12 protein-coding genes are annotated in these 14,883 nt (G+C 46.1%); 6 read left to right on the plus strand and 6 right to left on the minus strand.

The features are described from left to right. Positions 1-87: 87 nt before the first annotated feature. A complete protein-coding gene (locus ACO08K_RS23705) occupies positions 88-657 on the minus strand; it encodes a carboxymuconolactone decarboxylase family protein (RefSeq protein ID WP_421798965.1) in 570 nt (189 codons plus the stop codon). An 81-nt stretch (positions 658-738) separates the two neighbouring features. Continuing rightward, the gene (locus ACO08K_RS23710; protein ID WP_421798966.1) at positions 739-1,287 is read right to left on the minus strand and encodes a hypothetical protein; all 549 of its coding nucleotides are present in this window, start codon (positions 1,285-1,287) and stop codon (positions 739-741) included. A 150-nt stretch (positions 1,288-1,437) separates the two neighbouring features. On the opposite strand from ACO08K_RS23710, the gene ACO08K_RS23715 reads away from it, so the two are divergent. Next, complete coding sequence (locus tag ACO08K_RS23715) at positions 1,438-2,703, plus strand: DUF5690 family protein (protein ID WP_421798967.1); 1,266 nt, start codon at positions 1,438-1,440, stop codon at positions 2,701-2,703. 17 nt (positions 2,704-2,720) lie between these two features. Here the strand turns inward: ACO08K_RS23715 and ACO08K_RS23720 are convergent, their stop codons facing one another. From ACO08K_RS23720 to ACO08K_RS23730, 3 genes are all read right to left on the minus strand, one after another. Then, complete coding sequence (locus ACO08K_RS23720) at positions 2,721-3,263, minus strand: DinB family protein (protein ID WP_421798968.1); 543 nt, start codon at positions 3,261-3,263, stop codon at positions 2,721-2,723. Positions 3,264-3,269: 6 nt separating this feature from the next. Beyond that, positions 3,270-3,650, minus strand: coding sequence for a bacillithiol system redox-active protein YtxJ (gene ytxJ, locus ACO08K_RS23725; protein WP_421798969.1), 381 nt, complete (start codon positions 3,648-3,650; stop codon positions 3,270-3,272). 152 nt (positions 3,651-3,802) lie between these two features. After that, the gene (locus tag ACO08K_RS23730; protein ID WP_421798970.1) at positions 3,803-6,181 is read right to left on the minus strand and encodes a gliding motility-associated C-terminal domain-containing protein; all 2,379 of its coding nucleotides are present in this window, start codon (positions 6,179-6,181) and stop codon (positions 3,803-3,805) included. Between the two features lie 229 nt (positions 6,182-6,410). On the opposite strand from ACO08K_RS23730, the gene ACO08K_RS23735 reads away from it, so the two are divergent. Then, positions 6,411-7,658 (plus strand): DNA/RNA non-specific endonuclease, encoded by a 1,248-nt coding sequence (locus ACO08K_RS23735; RefSeq protein WP_421798971.1) that lies wholly within the window; start codon positions 6,411-6,413, stop codon positions 7,656-7,658. Between the two features lie 306 nt (positions 7,659-7,964). Here the strand turns inward: ACO08K_RS23735 and ppk1 are convergent, their stop codons facing one another. After that, entirely contained in the window at positions 7,965-10,082 is a 2,118-nt protein-coding gene (ppk1, locus tag ACO08K_RS23740; RefSeq protein WP_421798972.1) for a polyphosphate kinase 1, read from the minus strand. 182 nt (positions 10,083-10,264) lie between these two features. Here ppk1 and sppA point away from each other — a divergent pair, with 182 nt between their 5' ends. The 4 genes from sppA to ACO08K_RS23760 all read left to right on the plus strand — a co-directional run bounded on the left by sppA (position 10,265) and on the right by ACO08K_RS23760 (position 14,828). Next, entirely contained in the window at positions 10,265-12,046 is a 1,782-nt protein-coding gene (gene sppA / locus ACO08K_RS23745) for a signal peptide peptidase SppA (RefSeq protein WP_421798973.1), read from the plus strand. Positions 12,047-12,274: 228 nt separating this feature from the next. Then, a complete protein-coding gene (locus ACO08K_RS23750) occupies positions 12,275-12,967 on the plus strand; it encodes a metal-dependent hydrolase (RefSeq protein ID WP_421798974.1) in 693 nt (230 codons plus the stop codon). A gap of 109 nt (positions 12,968-13,076) precedes the next feature. Next, complete coding sequence (locus tag ACO08K_RS23755) at positions 13,077-13,883, plus strand: ParA family protein (protein ID WP_421798975.1); 807 nt, start codon at positions 13,077-13,079, stop codon at positions 13,881-13,883. A gap of 12 nt (positions 13,884-13,895) precedes the next feature. Next, the gene (locus ACO08K_RS23760; protein ID WP_421798976.1) at positions 13,896-14,828 is read left to right on the plus strand and encodes a ParB/RepB/Spo0J family partition protein; all 933 of its coding nucleotides are present in this window, start codon (positions 13,896-13,898) and stop codon (positions 14,826-14,828) included. The last annotated feature ends 55 nt before the right edge of the window (positions 14,829-14,883 follow it).

Consider the following 14,883-nt stretch of genomic DNA (forward strand, 5'->3'; position numbering starts at 1 on the left):
CGAAAGGAAGGGAACACACGCGTGTATCCAGACCCCATAGCGATCAACCTTCGCGATGATGGAATAGAGAATAAATCAGGTGGCCGTTTAAGCCTGCTCTTTTTTCAATTGCTCGTAGATGGCAGGCATACGATTGTACCCATTGCTGGTGATGCGTTCACCCAACTTTTGGTAAAATGTCCCTTCCCCGGGCGTCACGCTAGCTAGGCCGTCAACGTACTTGTTGTACAGGCAAAACAGAGCTGCAATCAACACTGTGTCGTGGATTTCGCGATCAGTGGCACCGGCGTTTTTCGCCCGGTCAACGGCGGCTGAAGTGACGTTTTTACCGTTTTGTTGCACCAGCGCGGCAATAGCCAACAGGGCTTTCATTTTTTCGCCCAACTCAGCCTGCTCAAAATCGTCAATAACTTGAGCACAGGTTTGGGTTTCGCCGAGCAGAATGTTGGCTGCGGCAGTGTGCGCGGCGGTGCAAAAGCGGCATTGGTTGCGTGAAGACACCAGAGTGGCGATCAATTCACGTTCGGCTTCGCTAAGGCTGGATTCGCCTCGCAACAAAATTTGAGTGAGTTCACGGATGGGTGCCGCCGTATCCTGGCGGTACTCCAACAAACCCGTGATGCCCGGCAAATGGGATTCTAAGGGAATATGTGGCATTGAATTAACTTGAACCAATTCGAAAAAATGAAAGATTCCTCTTGTCAGTCGCAGGTAGGGCCCGACAAGTCCAGCAATGGATTAGGCGATTGGTTCAGGAGGTGGAGCGTGTAAGGATTGAAAATCAGCAGTAATAAAAGAAGCGTAGGCAGCATTGAGGGCTGCGGTCACAAAAGTAGTTTGTGTACTTTGAGGGAGTGAAAAAGTGAATGCCTCGTCGTAAATATAGTCTTTGATGAATGACTTCAATAAGTGTTTGAACGGTTGGTTGTGCCCGGGTTGATCATCCTGGGTTTGGCTGAGTACGATGTCGTTGAGCGTTTTGCGGAGGGCTTCCTGGTGAAAATCCCGGAAGTAGTACAATTCAGCGGTATCGTTTTTGATCCTTTTTTTGACAATCTGGTAGGTTCGATCGCCTACAGTCATTTCTTCGTTGACCTGTTCAAAATCAGTATCAGCCACTGAGGTATACAAGGCTACTTTGACTTTGACCACATCAAACAAAGATTCAGGCATAGTGACAAGCGCCATCTCCCTGGCCTCTTGCCGCTGATAGGCAAAGAGCAGGTAATAACCAAAGGAATTGTACAACAACAATCCCAGTAGTGATATGGCGATTAATCGTTTCATCGTGGCGAAAATAGAAAGAAATTTGTATTTCGTGCTTTTTTACCAAATTTTTTATCTTTTTGTAAAGCAGAGATTAATTTTTGAACAAATCTGAATGAGATTACCCGTGTTCAGAACGAATTGTGCATTTTGTGCTTCAAATGACCTAACATGTCCACTACCCGTCGTGATCTTCAATTCACTATCCTAGCCGCCATTGCTGCCTTTGGAACCTATACCTGTATGTACGCCTTTCGAAAAGGCATTACGGCGGCTACTTTTGAAGGGATGGAGTATTGGGGGGTGAGTTATAAAATCTGGTTGGTCAACCTACAGGTTTTTGGATATGCTTTGTCCAAACTGATTGGCATTAAGGTCGTTTCGGAGGCGGTCAGACACCTGCGGGGTTGGTACATTTTGGGTCTGGTGAGTTTCGCTGGTTTAACACTGGTTGGGTTTGCCCTGGTGCCGCCGCCTTACAACATGTTCTTCTTTTTCCTCAATGGTTTACCGCTAGGGATGATTTACGGCTTAGTATTGGGCTTTTTGGAGGGACGGCGGCAAACCGATATTCTGGTGGCAGCCCTGACTGCTTCCTTTATTTTTGCTTCAGGTTTTGTCAAAACGATAGGTCTGTATGTGATGCAAAACTGGGGAGTATCCGAGTTTTATATGCCTATGGTTACGGCGGGTTTGTTCATTCCGGCTATTGCCGTGTTTTTGACCATGCTGATGCGTTTACCTGCGCCGAATGCAGAGGACGAAGCCTTGCGCATGGTGCGGGTACCGATGAACCGGGAGGATCGCCACAAATTTGTACAAACCTTTTATCGGGGGGTAGTTTTGTTCATCATCGGTTATGTATTGCTCACCATCTTGCGCGATTTTCGGGATAATTTTGGCCGGGAAATTTTTCAAGAACAAGGCATCAACAATCCCGTAGTATTTTCCCGGGTGGAAACACCTATTGCCTTGGGCATCCTGATCATGTTGGGTTTATTGATTCGGGTCAAGGATAACTTTCGGGCCTTTACCATCGTCAATGGCATCACTTTTTTGGGTGTACTTTTGGCCGTAGGCGCTACTGCTCTGTTTCAGGCGAAATTGATTCAAGTGGAGTTTTGGATGTTGTGCGTAGGGGCGGGCATGTACCTGGGTTATGTACCCGCGAATGGCATTTATTTCGATCGGATTATTGGGGCCTTTCGTTATCCCGGAACGGTAGGTTTTATCGTGACTTTGGCTGATACCTGGGGGTACATGGGCAGTTTTGGGCTGCAATTGTACAAAAACTTTGGCCAGGCGGATATCTCCTATACCACCTTCCTGATTTATGCGGTATATGTCATGCTAGGCGGTTATGGAATCCTGGTTTTATTGACGTATCGCTATTTTCAAAAACGCTTTATTCAGTTGGCACTGGCGACAAAAAAATGAACACTTATTTTTGCCCCCTACAAAGGTTTGACTTCCTGAAGGATACGCTTCATTTGTTTTTGATGCCGATCAAAGTGCACCTGAAAAAAACGCAGCATACCTTCAATGCTTAGCATTCCGCTGCGTGGATGACGGTAAACTTCTTTGTCAAAAATCTCTTGGGGCAACTCGCTGAGAAACTGCCGCAATTCTTCACGTTGTTTTTGCCATTGACCACTCAGCGCTGCAAAACTTTCCACCGGCACAAAAACTTCTACGCCAGCCCCTTTGGGCGCTTTGAATTTGATCGGGGAACGCATGATCAATTCAAGCAGCCACACTCGAAATCGGGCACGAAACCCCGCTACTTGGAGCTCCGCCAAACCCAGCGATTTTTTGCGCAAATACTTGAGTGAATTGCCTTCTGACAACATCAAATGTTGCATCACCTCATACACCGACCAACGTTCTGGTGACAGTTTTTGATCCAAATAGCTGGGATCTTCCTGGAGCAACCACTCAAATAAGGTATTGAGTGTGGCGTCCAATCGATCGAGGTGTTGGCGGATTTGAGGTGTCATTGGCTTTTATAAATTTTTCCGCAAACCATCCACACTGATCCGGTGGTGCGAGGTATGAAAGGCAACTTTCCCATCTTTAAGCAACAGTACTTGCGGAGATTGGTGCGTGACCTGAAAATCTTGGGCAATGCGATTGGAAATCGGACGGTGTTTGAGCAAATCCAGGTAATAAAAATCCAGCTCGTGCCCCTCGAAATCCCAATTTTCCATCAGGGTATATTTCGCCCCTTCACTAATCCCACATGTAGTGCTGTGTTTGAAAATCACTACGGGCTTTTCTTTGGAGGCCTCAATGATCTCCTCCAATTGTTGCTCGTCATGCAATATCTTCCAGGCGTCAAAGCTCAGGCCTTGCTGCGCCAACTTCAAGTTTTCTAAGTAGCTCATCCTTGTTTTAATGGTTTGAACAGTAAATTACCTTGTTTACATTTATCGTGCACAAAGAACCGTCGAATTAGGCAAAAAGTTTGCGCAGAACCCTGAAATTCACAGCAAAAATAAACAACAGGAGCATCATCCGATTATTTTTCAACTTTTTCCTAGTGAATCAAGCTCACTTCACCCTGTACCAGGGCATTGCCAGGCCCTTTATCGTCGATGTACTCGATCCTGAACCAATAACGGTAAACGCCTTGGGGTGCTATTTGTCCACGGATGGAGCCATCCCAGCCGGTATTGAGGTCGGTGGAGCGGAACACTCGGCTGCCCCAGCGGTCGTATACCTGCATCTCATAACTTTTTACTTGCACCAATTCGTTGATGTACGGACGGAAAAAACCATTGACTTTGTCGCCATTGGGTGAAAAGGCATTGGGCGTAAATGCTTTAAAAAAGATACAATGCTGAAAAGTCAATTCTAGGGTGTCGATGCTGAAACAATTGTCCTTGAAAGCTTTAACCCAATGAGTCCCTGGTGTTGAGGTGAGCAAGGCCGTATTGGTGCTTCCGTCTTGCCAAAGCAGTTGTGTTCCCTTACTGGCCATTGCGCGCAGCAGGAAGGGTTTATTGTCACAGACCATTGTATCCTGGCCCAGTGAAACCAAGCGCAAAGCGGGACATCCCTGGATCACAATGGTATCCCGGGCGCTACACCCAGCATCATTGATCTCCACCCAATAGGTACCTGAAGTGTGGACGAGTAGGGTTGGGGCTGAACTTTTGTCGCTCCACAAATAATTTCGGCTACCCGTATCGGAGGCATCCAACAGCAAAGGCTTTGCCTCATTTATGGAGGTATCTCGCCCCAAATTAAGGGCAGCTACATTGATGAGGCGTAGGGTAGTAGAATCGCTTATGGTGCAGCCTGAAAGTTCTACGACAACTTTGTATTTCCCCGCTTGATTAACTACGAGTTGTGCATTGCTGGAGCCATCCTGCCAGCGGTAACTTGCACCGCTCAGCTTGAGGTCGGCGTCAAGCACCAAATCTTGCTTGCTGCAAAGGGTAGTATCATTGATCAGTCCGAGTTTAAATTCGTTTAGGGATATAATTTTAACGGTATCGTACAGCACGCAGCCAGCCCGATAGGTTATGGCCACATGGTAAGTGCCCGACTGGCCGACCTGCAGGGTGGCTTGGGTACTGCCATTACTCCAGAGGTATTTTTCGTTGGAATTGAAGGTGTTTGCCTCAAGGGTGATGGAATTGTCGTTGCACAAGACCACATCAACACCTAAAACACCAATATCGATGTATTCTGGAGAGGAGGCAAATACCCAATTTTCATTGCTGTTGTTGAGGTTGTTACTGTGGCCTCCTGCCAAAAACCGGGTTGATCCCATTCCCTTTTGATCCCGCATTTGAATAAAATCAGCCCGTACCTTCCCTCCATCCATCTGCACAATGGCCTTTCGCCCTGAGAGGGTGGAGCGCAATTCAATGGAATCACAGGGATTGCCAAGCAGCTGGAAATATTTATGGATGGTTTGTGCATGAGCAGCATCCAGGTCATAATTTTTACCTGCGGTAAAGACGAGGGAATCGATCACATTTTCCCCCATAATAACCCCACTGTTGCGAATTTCAATGCGATTGAAGGTACTTACTTTGGGAATCTTGTCGAACGCTCCTTCGTAATCGCTGAGGAGTGAAGCAGTGCCTTCTGGATTAGAGAACAAAACATTGTGAAATTGGACATTAATATATGTGATATAAGTGGGCATCGTATTGGTAAATTCCAAAAGTGAAGTACCCGCATCAACGCTTGCTATTGGACCAATAAAAAAAGAATAAAGCGAGGAAGACAAAGCGCCATTCCCGGTGATGCGCCAATGGCTCTTGCCCATTTTAAGGCTTGGAGAATCATCGTTTAACATAAAAAATGTTTCTGTCGTAACGGGTTTGCCATTGGAATTGAATTCACCAGCACGTTGGTAAATATTGGTAGCGCTTAAGGTGTCCAGTAAAATCCAGGAGCCGGTACCATTCAAGAGGAGATTGTAAATGTGGTATCCACGGGTGAGTAAAGTTTGGTTTTGGTCGGGCGAGAGCAACCTCAATTCGGAGATTCCTCCAACTTTATTTTCAGGTAAATCAACCGATCCATAGGCATTCAAAACCCACATACCAAAATTGATGGGACTGTTGGTAACTCCAGCCCAACTCATGTTTTTACAATATGCATATTGATCTCTGCTGATTACCCTTTGATTAGGGCCGTCAAAGGAGTTGGCATCAAAAAAAACATTGTCCATGGCGGTGGGAATAAGTTCTCCGCCCGCTCCACCACTGGTAGCAGCCCAATTGGCAGGGTCGTACCAACTACCCATACCTCCTTTTCCTACCCAATAGAGATCTCGTCCACTCTGTTTATTGGTGAGACTGTCGAAATGGTCAACTTCTACATAGGAATGATTGGTGGTCTGTGCCACCTGGCCAATCAACAGGATTATCGTTGATAAAAATAGGGGTCTAAACACGAGTTATACACTTTTTGATGAACCCAAAATTACTGGTCATTGAGCTCAATCGTTGTTTCCAAACCCCAAACTTGTTTTGTTCTTCTACGTGTCCATACAATTTAGGAAAATTATTCAACTATTCAAAAGAATGCTGCATATTTTTTAATTCCTTCATTGTGTTGAAAGAACCGTCAAATTATGCGGAAAGTATTCATAGAATCCTGAAATTCATGCCAAAATGAGCAACATGAGAATCATCCTGTTATTTTTTTTACTCAGTTGTAATTTTCTCGTAGGGCAAAATGTAGAAATACAACTTAAAAACCTGGAAGCCAAGCTGGAAAACCTGCGTCAGCAGCAAAAGGAAGTGGAATTGGCCATCGAAGACCTGAAAATGCAAAAAGTGATGGCCGATTTGCAGCCCATGTTGCCAGCTTTGGGAGTAGGAGAGGAGGTGGTGAGCCATTCACTGATGGCGTTGGTTTATGCGGAGGCTTTTGAGCAGGCCAGATGGGTGGGGCACATCATTACTCCAGATGTAGTAAATGGTGTAGTGGGGCGCACCAACGATTTTCGCCCCGACTCTAAAATCAAAACAGGATCAGCCGTAGAGCAGGATTATTTCATCAAAACCTTGCAGCCCGACAGTGCCTATGTGTACGATGGTTTTGGCTATGATCGGGGACACCTGGCGCCTTCAGCCGATTTCCGATGGTCCGAAAAAGCGCTTTCCGAATCTTACTTCTATTCCAATATGTCACCACAGTTGGCCGAATTCAACCGGGGCATTTGGGCAGATTTGGAAGGTTTACTGCGTGCCTACTTGTTCAGAAATACCACTACGCAGTTGTTTGTATTCACCGGGCCAGTGTTGAAACCGGGTTTGCCCACTATCCCTCGCGCCAAAAACAAGGTGGCCATCCCCGAACAGTATTGGAAAATTGCCCTGGATTTCCAAAACCGCAAAGCGATTGCTTTTTTGGTGCCTCAAAACACCAAGGGTTATCCGCTCACCAGTTTTGCCACCTCCATCGATGAGATTGAAAAAGTTACCGGGATTGATTTTTTTGCCAGTCTTGAAAATACCTTGGAGGAGACCCTGGAAAAACAAATCGACAAAAGTTCTTTTTTGACCACGGTTGCCTCCGGTGATGTGGAACCACTCAGTGCGGTAACCCTACCTCCGGCACATTTCAACTCCGTACAGGCTCGCCTATACATGGGACGGAATGAAGAAATTAAAGTGTGCGGAAAAGTGGTTGGTGCCCGGGCCAGCCGCAAAGGCAACATCTTGCTCAATCTGGATCAGCAGTATCCCAATGAACTATTCACCATTTTTATCAACAAAGAGCAACTGGTTAATTTTTCTTACGATCCCCTCACCAATTGGAAGGACAAATACATCGTGGTACGAGGAAAGGTGAATAATCTGGGGAATGTACCCGTGATTTATGTGGAAAAAGAAAACCAGCTGAGCGAATTCCGGGAAAAATAATTTTAGATTTTTTGGCGCCTGAATTGAAAAAAATCAAAAAATAAATAGGTTAATAAATTGAATTATAAATGATTGTACGTTTTTGTTTGTGGGTTTTTTTCAAAAAACACCAGAACGAGTACAAGACATCAGCTAAAAACGCCCCTATCTTTGTTATGCAAAGACTGATTACCGGGCTAGATTAGTAGTTCAGAAGGCTGCCAAGAGCAGCCTTTCTTTTTTTGACCAAGTTACATCGAAATATATTAAACCGCCACTTTCCTTCCAGAAAGTGGCGGTTGTGTTTAACACATGTTGACTTAGATTTCACTTTTCATTCTCCTCCATTTTCCGCTTCGCCATATAATACGTATCCACCTGTGAGCGGCAGGGAAAATCTCCATCCACTTTATTGCGCTCATTGGACAGGTTTTTGTCCAAAACCCTGGCCTTGACGTTGTCGTTCAACTGAACGTTGATGTAGTCCAGAATATCTCGTTTTACCTCGGGATCATAAATTGGGAATGCCGTTTCTACACGAAAACTCAAGTTGCGGGTCATCCAATCAGCTGAGGAGAGATAGGTGAGTTGCTCGCCACCATGGTGGAAAATGAAAACCCTGGCGTGTTCCAGATACCGGTCTACTATGCTGATCGCCTTGATGTTTTCGCTGTATCCCTTGATTCCAGGTACCAATGAACAAATGCCCCGGACGATCATGTCAATCTTTACACCCGCCCGGCTGGCTTCGTACAATTTTTCAATCATGGGGCGGTCCTGGATGCTGTTGATTTTGATGATGATCCTGGCTGCTTTGCCTTTTTTGGCCTGGGCGATCTCGTAGTCGATCAACTTTTCGATGCCTGAACGCAAATTGAACTGGCCGACTAAAAAGTGTTTAAACTCTTGTTGGGGCACTTTTACGGTTTCCAGATAGGTGAAAATCCGCGCCACTTCAGAGGTTAAGCGGGTATCTTTAGTGAACAGGCCAAAATCGCTGTAGACTTTGGCGGTGTCTTCATGAAAATTCCCCGTGGACAAATAGGCGTAAAAGGCTGGGCCACTACTTTCCATCCGCCGCACCAGAGCCAACTTGGCGTGTACTTTTACGCCCGGGAAGCTGTAGTGCACATGCACGCCCGCTTTTTTCAACTTTTCGCCCCAGCCCAGGTTGGCTTCTTCGTCAAATCTAGCTTTTACCTCAATAAAAATCGAAACCTGCTTGCCATTTTCCACCGCATCCATTAAAGCTTGCAGGATTTGGGAGTTTTTGGCCACCCGGTATTGGGTAAGTTTGATGTGTGTGACTAGGGGGTCTTTGGCTGCGTCTTCAAAAAAACGAATGACGGCTGCGTAAGACTGATAGGGGAAATTGAGGAGGCGATCCTTTTCACTGATTTTTCCAAAAAGATCCTGGTCTGCATCCTCGAGTAGCTTACACTCCAGGGTTGGTAAAACCGGATTTTTAAGGTGATTCAGCCCAAAATCTGGAAACTTGAAAAAGTCAAAATTGTTGTGGTAGCGGCCTTCACGTAGGGTATCGTATTTTTCCAAAGAAAAAACCTCTTTCAATACATCTAACATGGCCAAAGGCATCTCGCGATCATAAACAAAGCGCGATGTTGAACCAACCTGCCGCTTATTGAGGCTACTGCGGATTTTTTGGACCAAATCCCCTGAGAATTCATCATCGATGTACAATTCGGCATCACGGGTCAACTTGATCGAAAAGGTATCTTCAATGGCATAGCCCGGAAACATCCAGGATACGCTGTGCCGTACAATGTCGTCGAGCAGAATCATGTCGTGTCGACCAGGTGCCGAGGCAGGTAGATTGATGAAGCGTGGCAGCTGATCCGAAGGCATTTTTACCAGGGCATACTCATCAGGCGCATCTGGATTTTCAATAGGTTTGAGCCACAAGGTGAGGTAAAGGGCCGCATTGTTCAAAAAAGGCCGAATACGCTTTTGGTGCAACAACACGGGCTGTACGTAGGGCAACATGTTGTCCTTAAAATAGGCCTCCACAAACTGTTGTTGTTCCTCATTGAGGTCCAAACGGCGAAGCAGGAAAATTTTGTGGTCTTTCAGCTCAGGAATGATCATCTGGTCAAAAACCATACTGAAAACTTCCTGTTGTAAGTTGACGATGCGCCGAATTTCTTTGATGGCCGCTTTGGGATCGTACTCTAGCTCCTGCTTGGTGCTTTTGCCCACCCGAGCCAGGTGCCGGTGATAGGCCATCCGCACCTTAAAATATTCATCGAGGTTCGAGGAATAAATGGCCAGGAACTTCAGGCGTTCAAACAAGGGCACACTGGGATCCATGGCCTCCTGCAGAACACGGTAATTGAACGAAAGCCAACTGATGTCGCGGTGGATATAAGGCAAACCATCTTTGGTTTCCTGAAAATCTTTGAGTGGTTTTAAGTCGATGCTGGTCACTGCCGGTATTTTGTGTAAGAACGCGGTAAAAATAGAATTTAATGAGGGATGACCAACAAAAAGCACTTTAATTAATTGCAGGGAAAGCAATCCATCTTCCCAATTTTAGTGCAGTTCATCTAAAAAAAAGTCCTACTCCATTCATTTTAGGTATTTTTCCGCAGTTCGTAAAACTTTAAACTATGGGACAATTTTTCAAGATGTTTTTTGCCTCCTGCCTGGGGGTCTTAGTGGCTTTAGGTGTATTGTTTTTCGTCGGGATTGCTATTATAGGTGCAATTGCCAGTAGTGCCGAAAAGACCGAACCCGTAGGCCCCAATTCTGTACTTCGCCTCACCTTTGATCAGCTCACCCCTGAGTTGACCAATAATGTGGAATCGGCCTCTTTCTCTGATCTTAAAAAAACCAAGGTCTTAAGCACCCACGATGTGGCTGATGCCATTCGGCGGGCAGCTGACGACGATAACATTAAAGGTATCTTCTTGGAACCTGAAATGGCTGCTTTTAATGGCTTTGCTTCGGCTCGGACTGTTCGACAAGCCATAGAAGATTTTAAGAAAAAAGGCAAGTTTGTAGTTGCTCATGGCAAATTTTTTACCCGGGGTAGCTATTATGTGGCATCAGTAGCCGATGAGGCTTACATCAATCCCAGCGGTTATGTAGAAATCAATGGTTTCGCGGTACAATCGATGTTCTACAAACGGATGTTGGACAATCTAGGCATCAAAATGCAGATTTATTACGCCGGGAAGTTCAAAGGAGCCACGGAGCCTTATCGTTTGGAAAAATTCAGTCCCGAAAACAAATTACAGTACAAAGAATTTTTGGCGGACTTCTACGATATTTTCCTGAATGATGTGGCCAAAACCCGCAAAAAATCCAGTGCGGAATTGCGCAACGTGATCAACCAGGGATTGGCAGATAGCCCCGAAAAAGCAGTGCAATACGGCTTGTTCGACAAGGTGATGTACCGCCAGGAACTGATTGAACAAATCAAGAAAAAACTGGGACTGGATAAAGATGAAGACGTAAAATTTGTCAACATCAATCAATACGACCAGGCTCGTCCTGCAAAAAGCAACTACAAGGCCAATAGCAAAATTGCGGTCTTATATGCCGAAGGAGCTGTACTGGACGGCAAAGGCAGCAATGGTTCGATTGGCGACAAACGTTACGTGAAGGCCATCGAAGACATGCTCGATGATGAAAAAATTAAAGCCATCGTACTCCGTGTCAATTCTGGCGGTGGTAGCGCCCTGGCTTCCGAAAACATCTGGTATGCGCTCACCAAAGCCAAAGAAGCTGGCAAACCTCTGGTGGTTTCAATGGGTGATGTTGCTGCTTCCGGTGGTTACTACATCGCCTGTATGGCCGATTCAATCTACGCCGAGCCCAATACCATTACGGGCTCCATCGGGGTATTCCGTATGGTCCCCAGCATCGAAAAAATGATGGCCAACAAGCTGGGCATCACCATGGACTCGGTAAAAACCGGTCCATTCGCCCTTGGCCTCAATGTGCTGCAAGACATGTCGCCTGAAGAAGCCCGCCGGGCTCAGGCTTCCACCGAAGAAATGTACGCCCTCTTCCTCAAGCGGGTAGCGGATGGCCGCAAAATGAGCACCGAAGCGGTGAACGAGATCGCTCAGGGCCGGGTATGGAGTGGGGTAGATGCCCGCAGAATTGGCCTGGTGGATAAACTGGGCGGCCTGGATCAAGCCATCAAATCTGCGGCTAAACTGGCCAAGGTCAAAGATTACCGTACCGTGAGTTACCCATCCATCAAAGACCCTATCCAGCAATTGGTCGAAGAATTTGTAGGCGAAAGCGGCGATGACGAGGCCAAAATGGGCAAAATGGTGAAGAAGGAATTTCCAGAATTGGCGCCGATGTTTGAGTTCTACAGTCAAGTGAGGAAGTCGCATGGATTTCAATCGAGATTGCAGATAGTGGTGCCGTTTTAATGCTTAGCTGACTCTTGGTGCCTGAGGTTTCTAAGGTGGTGAAAAATTTTGTGCTACAAGTTTTTTAACCACCTTAGAAACCTCAGGCACCAAAGATGCACCTTAGAAAATACAGCTTTGGTCATCAAAATGATTGATATATTTTAGTTGAAAATTTGCGTTTGAGCATTTGAAACTCCCCGAAGAAAGCGTTTCTTTAAGCATCCAAATCCTCAAACCAAATCAACCATGCAGATCACCTACTACGGCCAATCCTGTTTCCTGGTCGAAACTGTGGGCAAAAAACTACTTTTTGACCCCTTCATTTCTCCCAATCCACTGCAGGCCGATCAGGCCGCAGCTATTGTCAATAGCATTCAAGCCGATTACATCCTGATCACCCACGGGCATGGTGATCACGTGGCCGATGCCGAAGCCATTGCCAAACGTTGCGACGCCACCATCGTTTCCAACTACGAAATTGTTTCCTACTATCAGGCGAAAGGCATCAAAGGACATCCCATGAACCTGGGGGGCAGCTGGAATTTTGATTTTGGTAAACTCAAAATCGTCAATGCAGTCCATTCCAGTGTATTGCCCGATGGCACTTACGCCGGGAATCCGGGAGGTTTCGTGATTTCCAATGCCGAAGGAACCTTCTACCACGCCGGGGATACCGCCCTCACCTGGGACATGAAACTGTTCCCGATGATTTGCCCCAAACTGGATTTTGCCATCCTTCCCATCGGCGACAATTTTACCATGGGTATCGACGATGCCATCCTCGCTTCTGACTTCATTGACTGCAACAAAATCATTGGTTGCCACTACGATACCTTCGGCTACATTAAAATCGATCATGCTTCCGCACAAAAAGCTTTTGCCGCTAAAGGAAAAGAGTTAATTTTGCTGCCGCTTAATGAAAGCACTATTTTGGGTTGAGGAGTTGAGGAGTTGAGAAGTTGAGCATCCAGTCGCTGAATGAAGCCGAAGCGCCAGGGTGCTCAACTTCTCAACTCCTCAACCCCTCAACTTCTCAACTTCATTTTTTATGGGAAAAGTAATCACCATTGCCAATCAAAAAGGTGGAGTGGGTAAAACCACCACCGCCATCAACCTGGCGGCGAGTCTGGCTATTTTAGAAAAAAAGGTCCTGTTGATCGACTCCGATCCGCAGGCCAACGCCTCTTCTGGGGTGGGAATATTGCCAGGCGACGCAGAAGCCTCCCTCTACGATTGTTTGATCAATGGTATGGATCCCATGGACGCCATTTATGAAACCGATACCCCCAATTTGCACCTTCTGCCTTCCGACATCAACCTGGTTGGCGCGGAGATCGAGTTGGTGGGCCGGCCCAATCGGGAGTTTTTTATGAAAAACGTGGTGGAAAAACTCCGCGAATACTACGATTACATCTTCATCGATTGTTTGCCTTCCCTCGGGATGGTGACCGTCAACGCGCTTTGTGCAGGTGATTCGGTTTTGATTCCGGTGCAGTGTGAGTTTTTTGCACTGGAAGGTTTGGCCAAATTACAAGATAGCATCAACCTGGTTAAACGTACCCTGAATCCCAATTTGGCGATTGAAGGAATCGTCTTGACCATGTACGACCCTCGCCTGCGTTTGGCTAATGTGGTGGTCAAAGAAGTTAAAGATATCTTCAAGGATCGGGTTTTTGATACCATCATCCACCGCAACGCCCGGATCGGTGAAGCGCCCAATATGCACATGCCCGTGGTGCTGCTCAATGCAGGTAGCAAAGGGGCCATCAATTACCTGAACCTCGCCCAGGAATTCCTGGTGCGGAATGGTGATTTGAGTGTGAATAAAACGATTAACGAACCCGTAGCGGATTAATGAATTAAGGACATGGCTAAGAAAGTAGTTCGGAATGAACCTGGGAAAAAGGTTACCCGGAATGATCTGGGTGCAGGTTTGCGTGCAGTTTTTAATGCCGATACGTTAAGTGAGGCTATCGCTGAGGATCCGGTAGCAGTGGTGAAGGAATTGTCCAATCATTTTTTGATGATCCCCATTGAAGAAATAGAACGCAACCGGGACCAACCAAGAACTCATTTTTCTGAAAATGAATTGAATGAATTGGCAGAATCAATTAAAGTACATGGGCTGATTCAGCCTATTACCGTTCGGTACCTGGAGCCACACAAGTACCAGATTATTGCTGGGGAACGTCGTTTCAGGGCTTCGAAAATTGCAGGACTTACCAGTGTCCCTGCTTTCATTCGAACGGCTAATGATACCGAGCTATTGGAAATGGCCCTATTGGAAAACATTCAACGACAGGACTTAAATCCAATTGAAGTTGCTACCTCTTACTCTCGTTTGATTGAAGAGTTTAAGTTGACTCAGGAGCAGCTTTCGGAAAGAATGGGCAAAATTGATCGGACGACCATTGCCAACTACATTCGATTGAATAAGTTAGAAGAGCCAATAAAGGATGCTTTGCGACAGGGGATTATTTCCTTCGGTCATGGCCGGGTTTTAGCGGGAGTAGATACTTACGCAACCCGGATGTCGCTGTTTCAGGAAACAATCGATAGTGGATTGTCCGTTAGAGGCTTGGAAGATTTGAGGAAATCGCTGGAAATGCCAAAGGTTAAAAAGCCTTCCGAGAAGCTCCCTGGAGAGTATAAAGATATTGAAGATCGTTTACAACAACAATTTGGCATCAAAAAAATCCAACTCAAAGTGAATGCTGAAGGCAAAGGTCAAATCGTTTTCCCTTTTGCCAATACTAAAGCGTTGAATGATCTTTTGGACCGTCTGGAAGAAAACAATTAACATTTCCACAAGAAGCATTTTGGCCTTTTGCCTACTCTAAGCTACAAACTGACCG

The organism is Haliscomenobacter sp. (assembly GCF_965225875.1).
Taxonomy (GTDB): Bacteria; Bacteroidota; Bacteroidia; order Chitinophagales; family Saprospiraceae; genus Haliscomenobacter.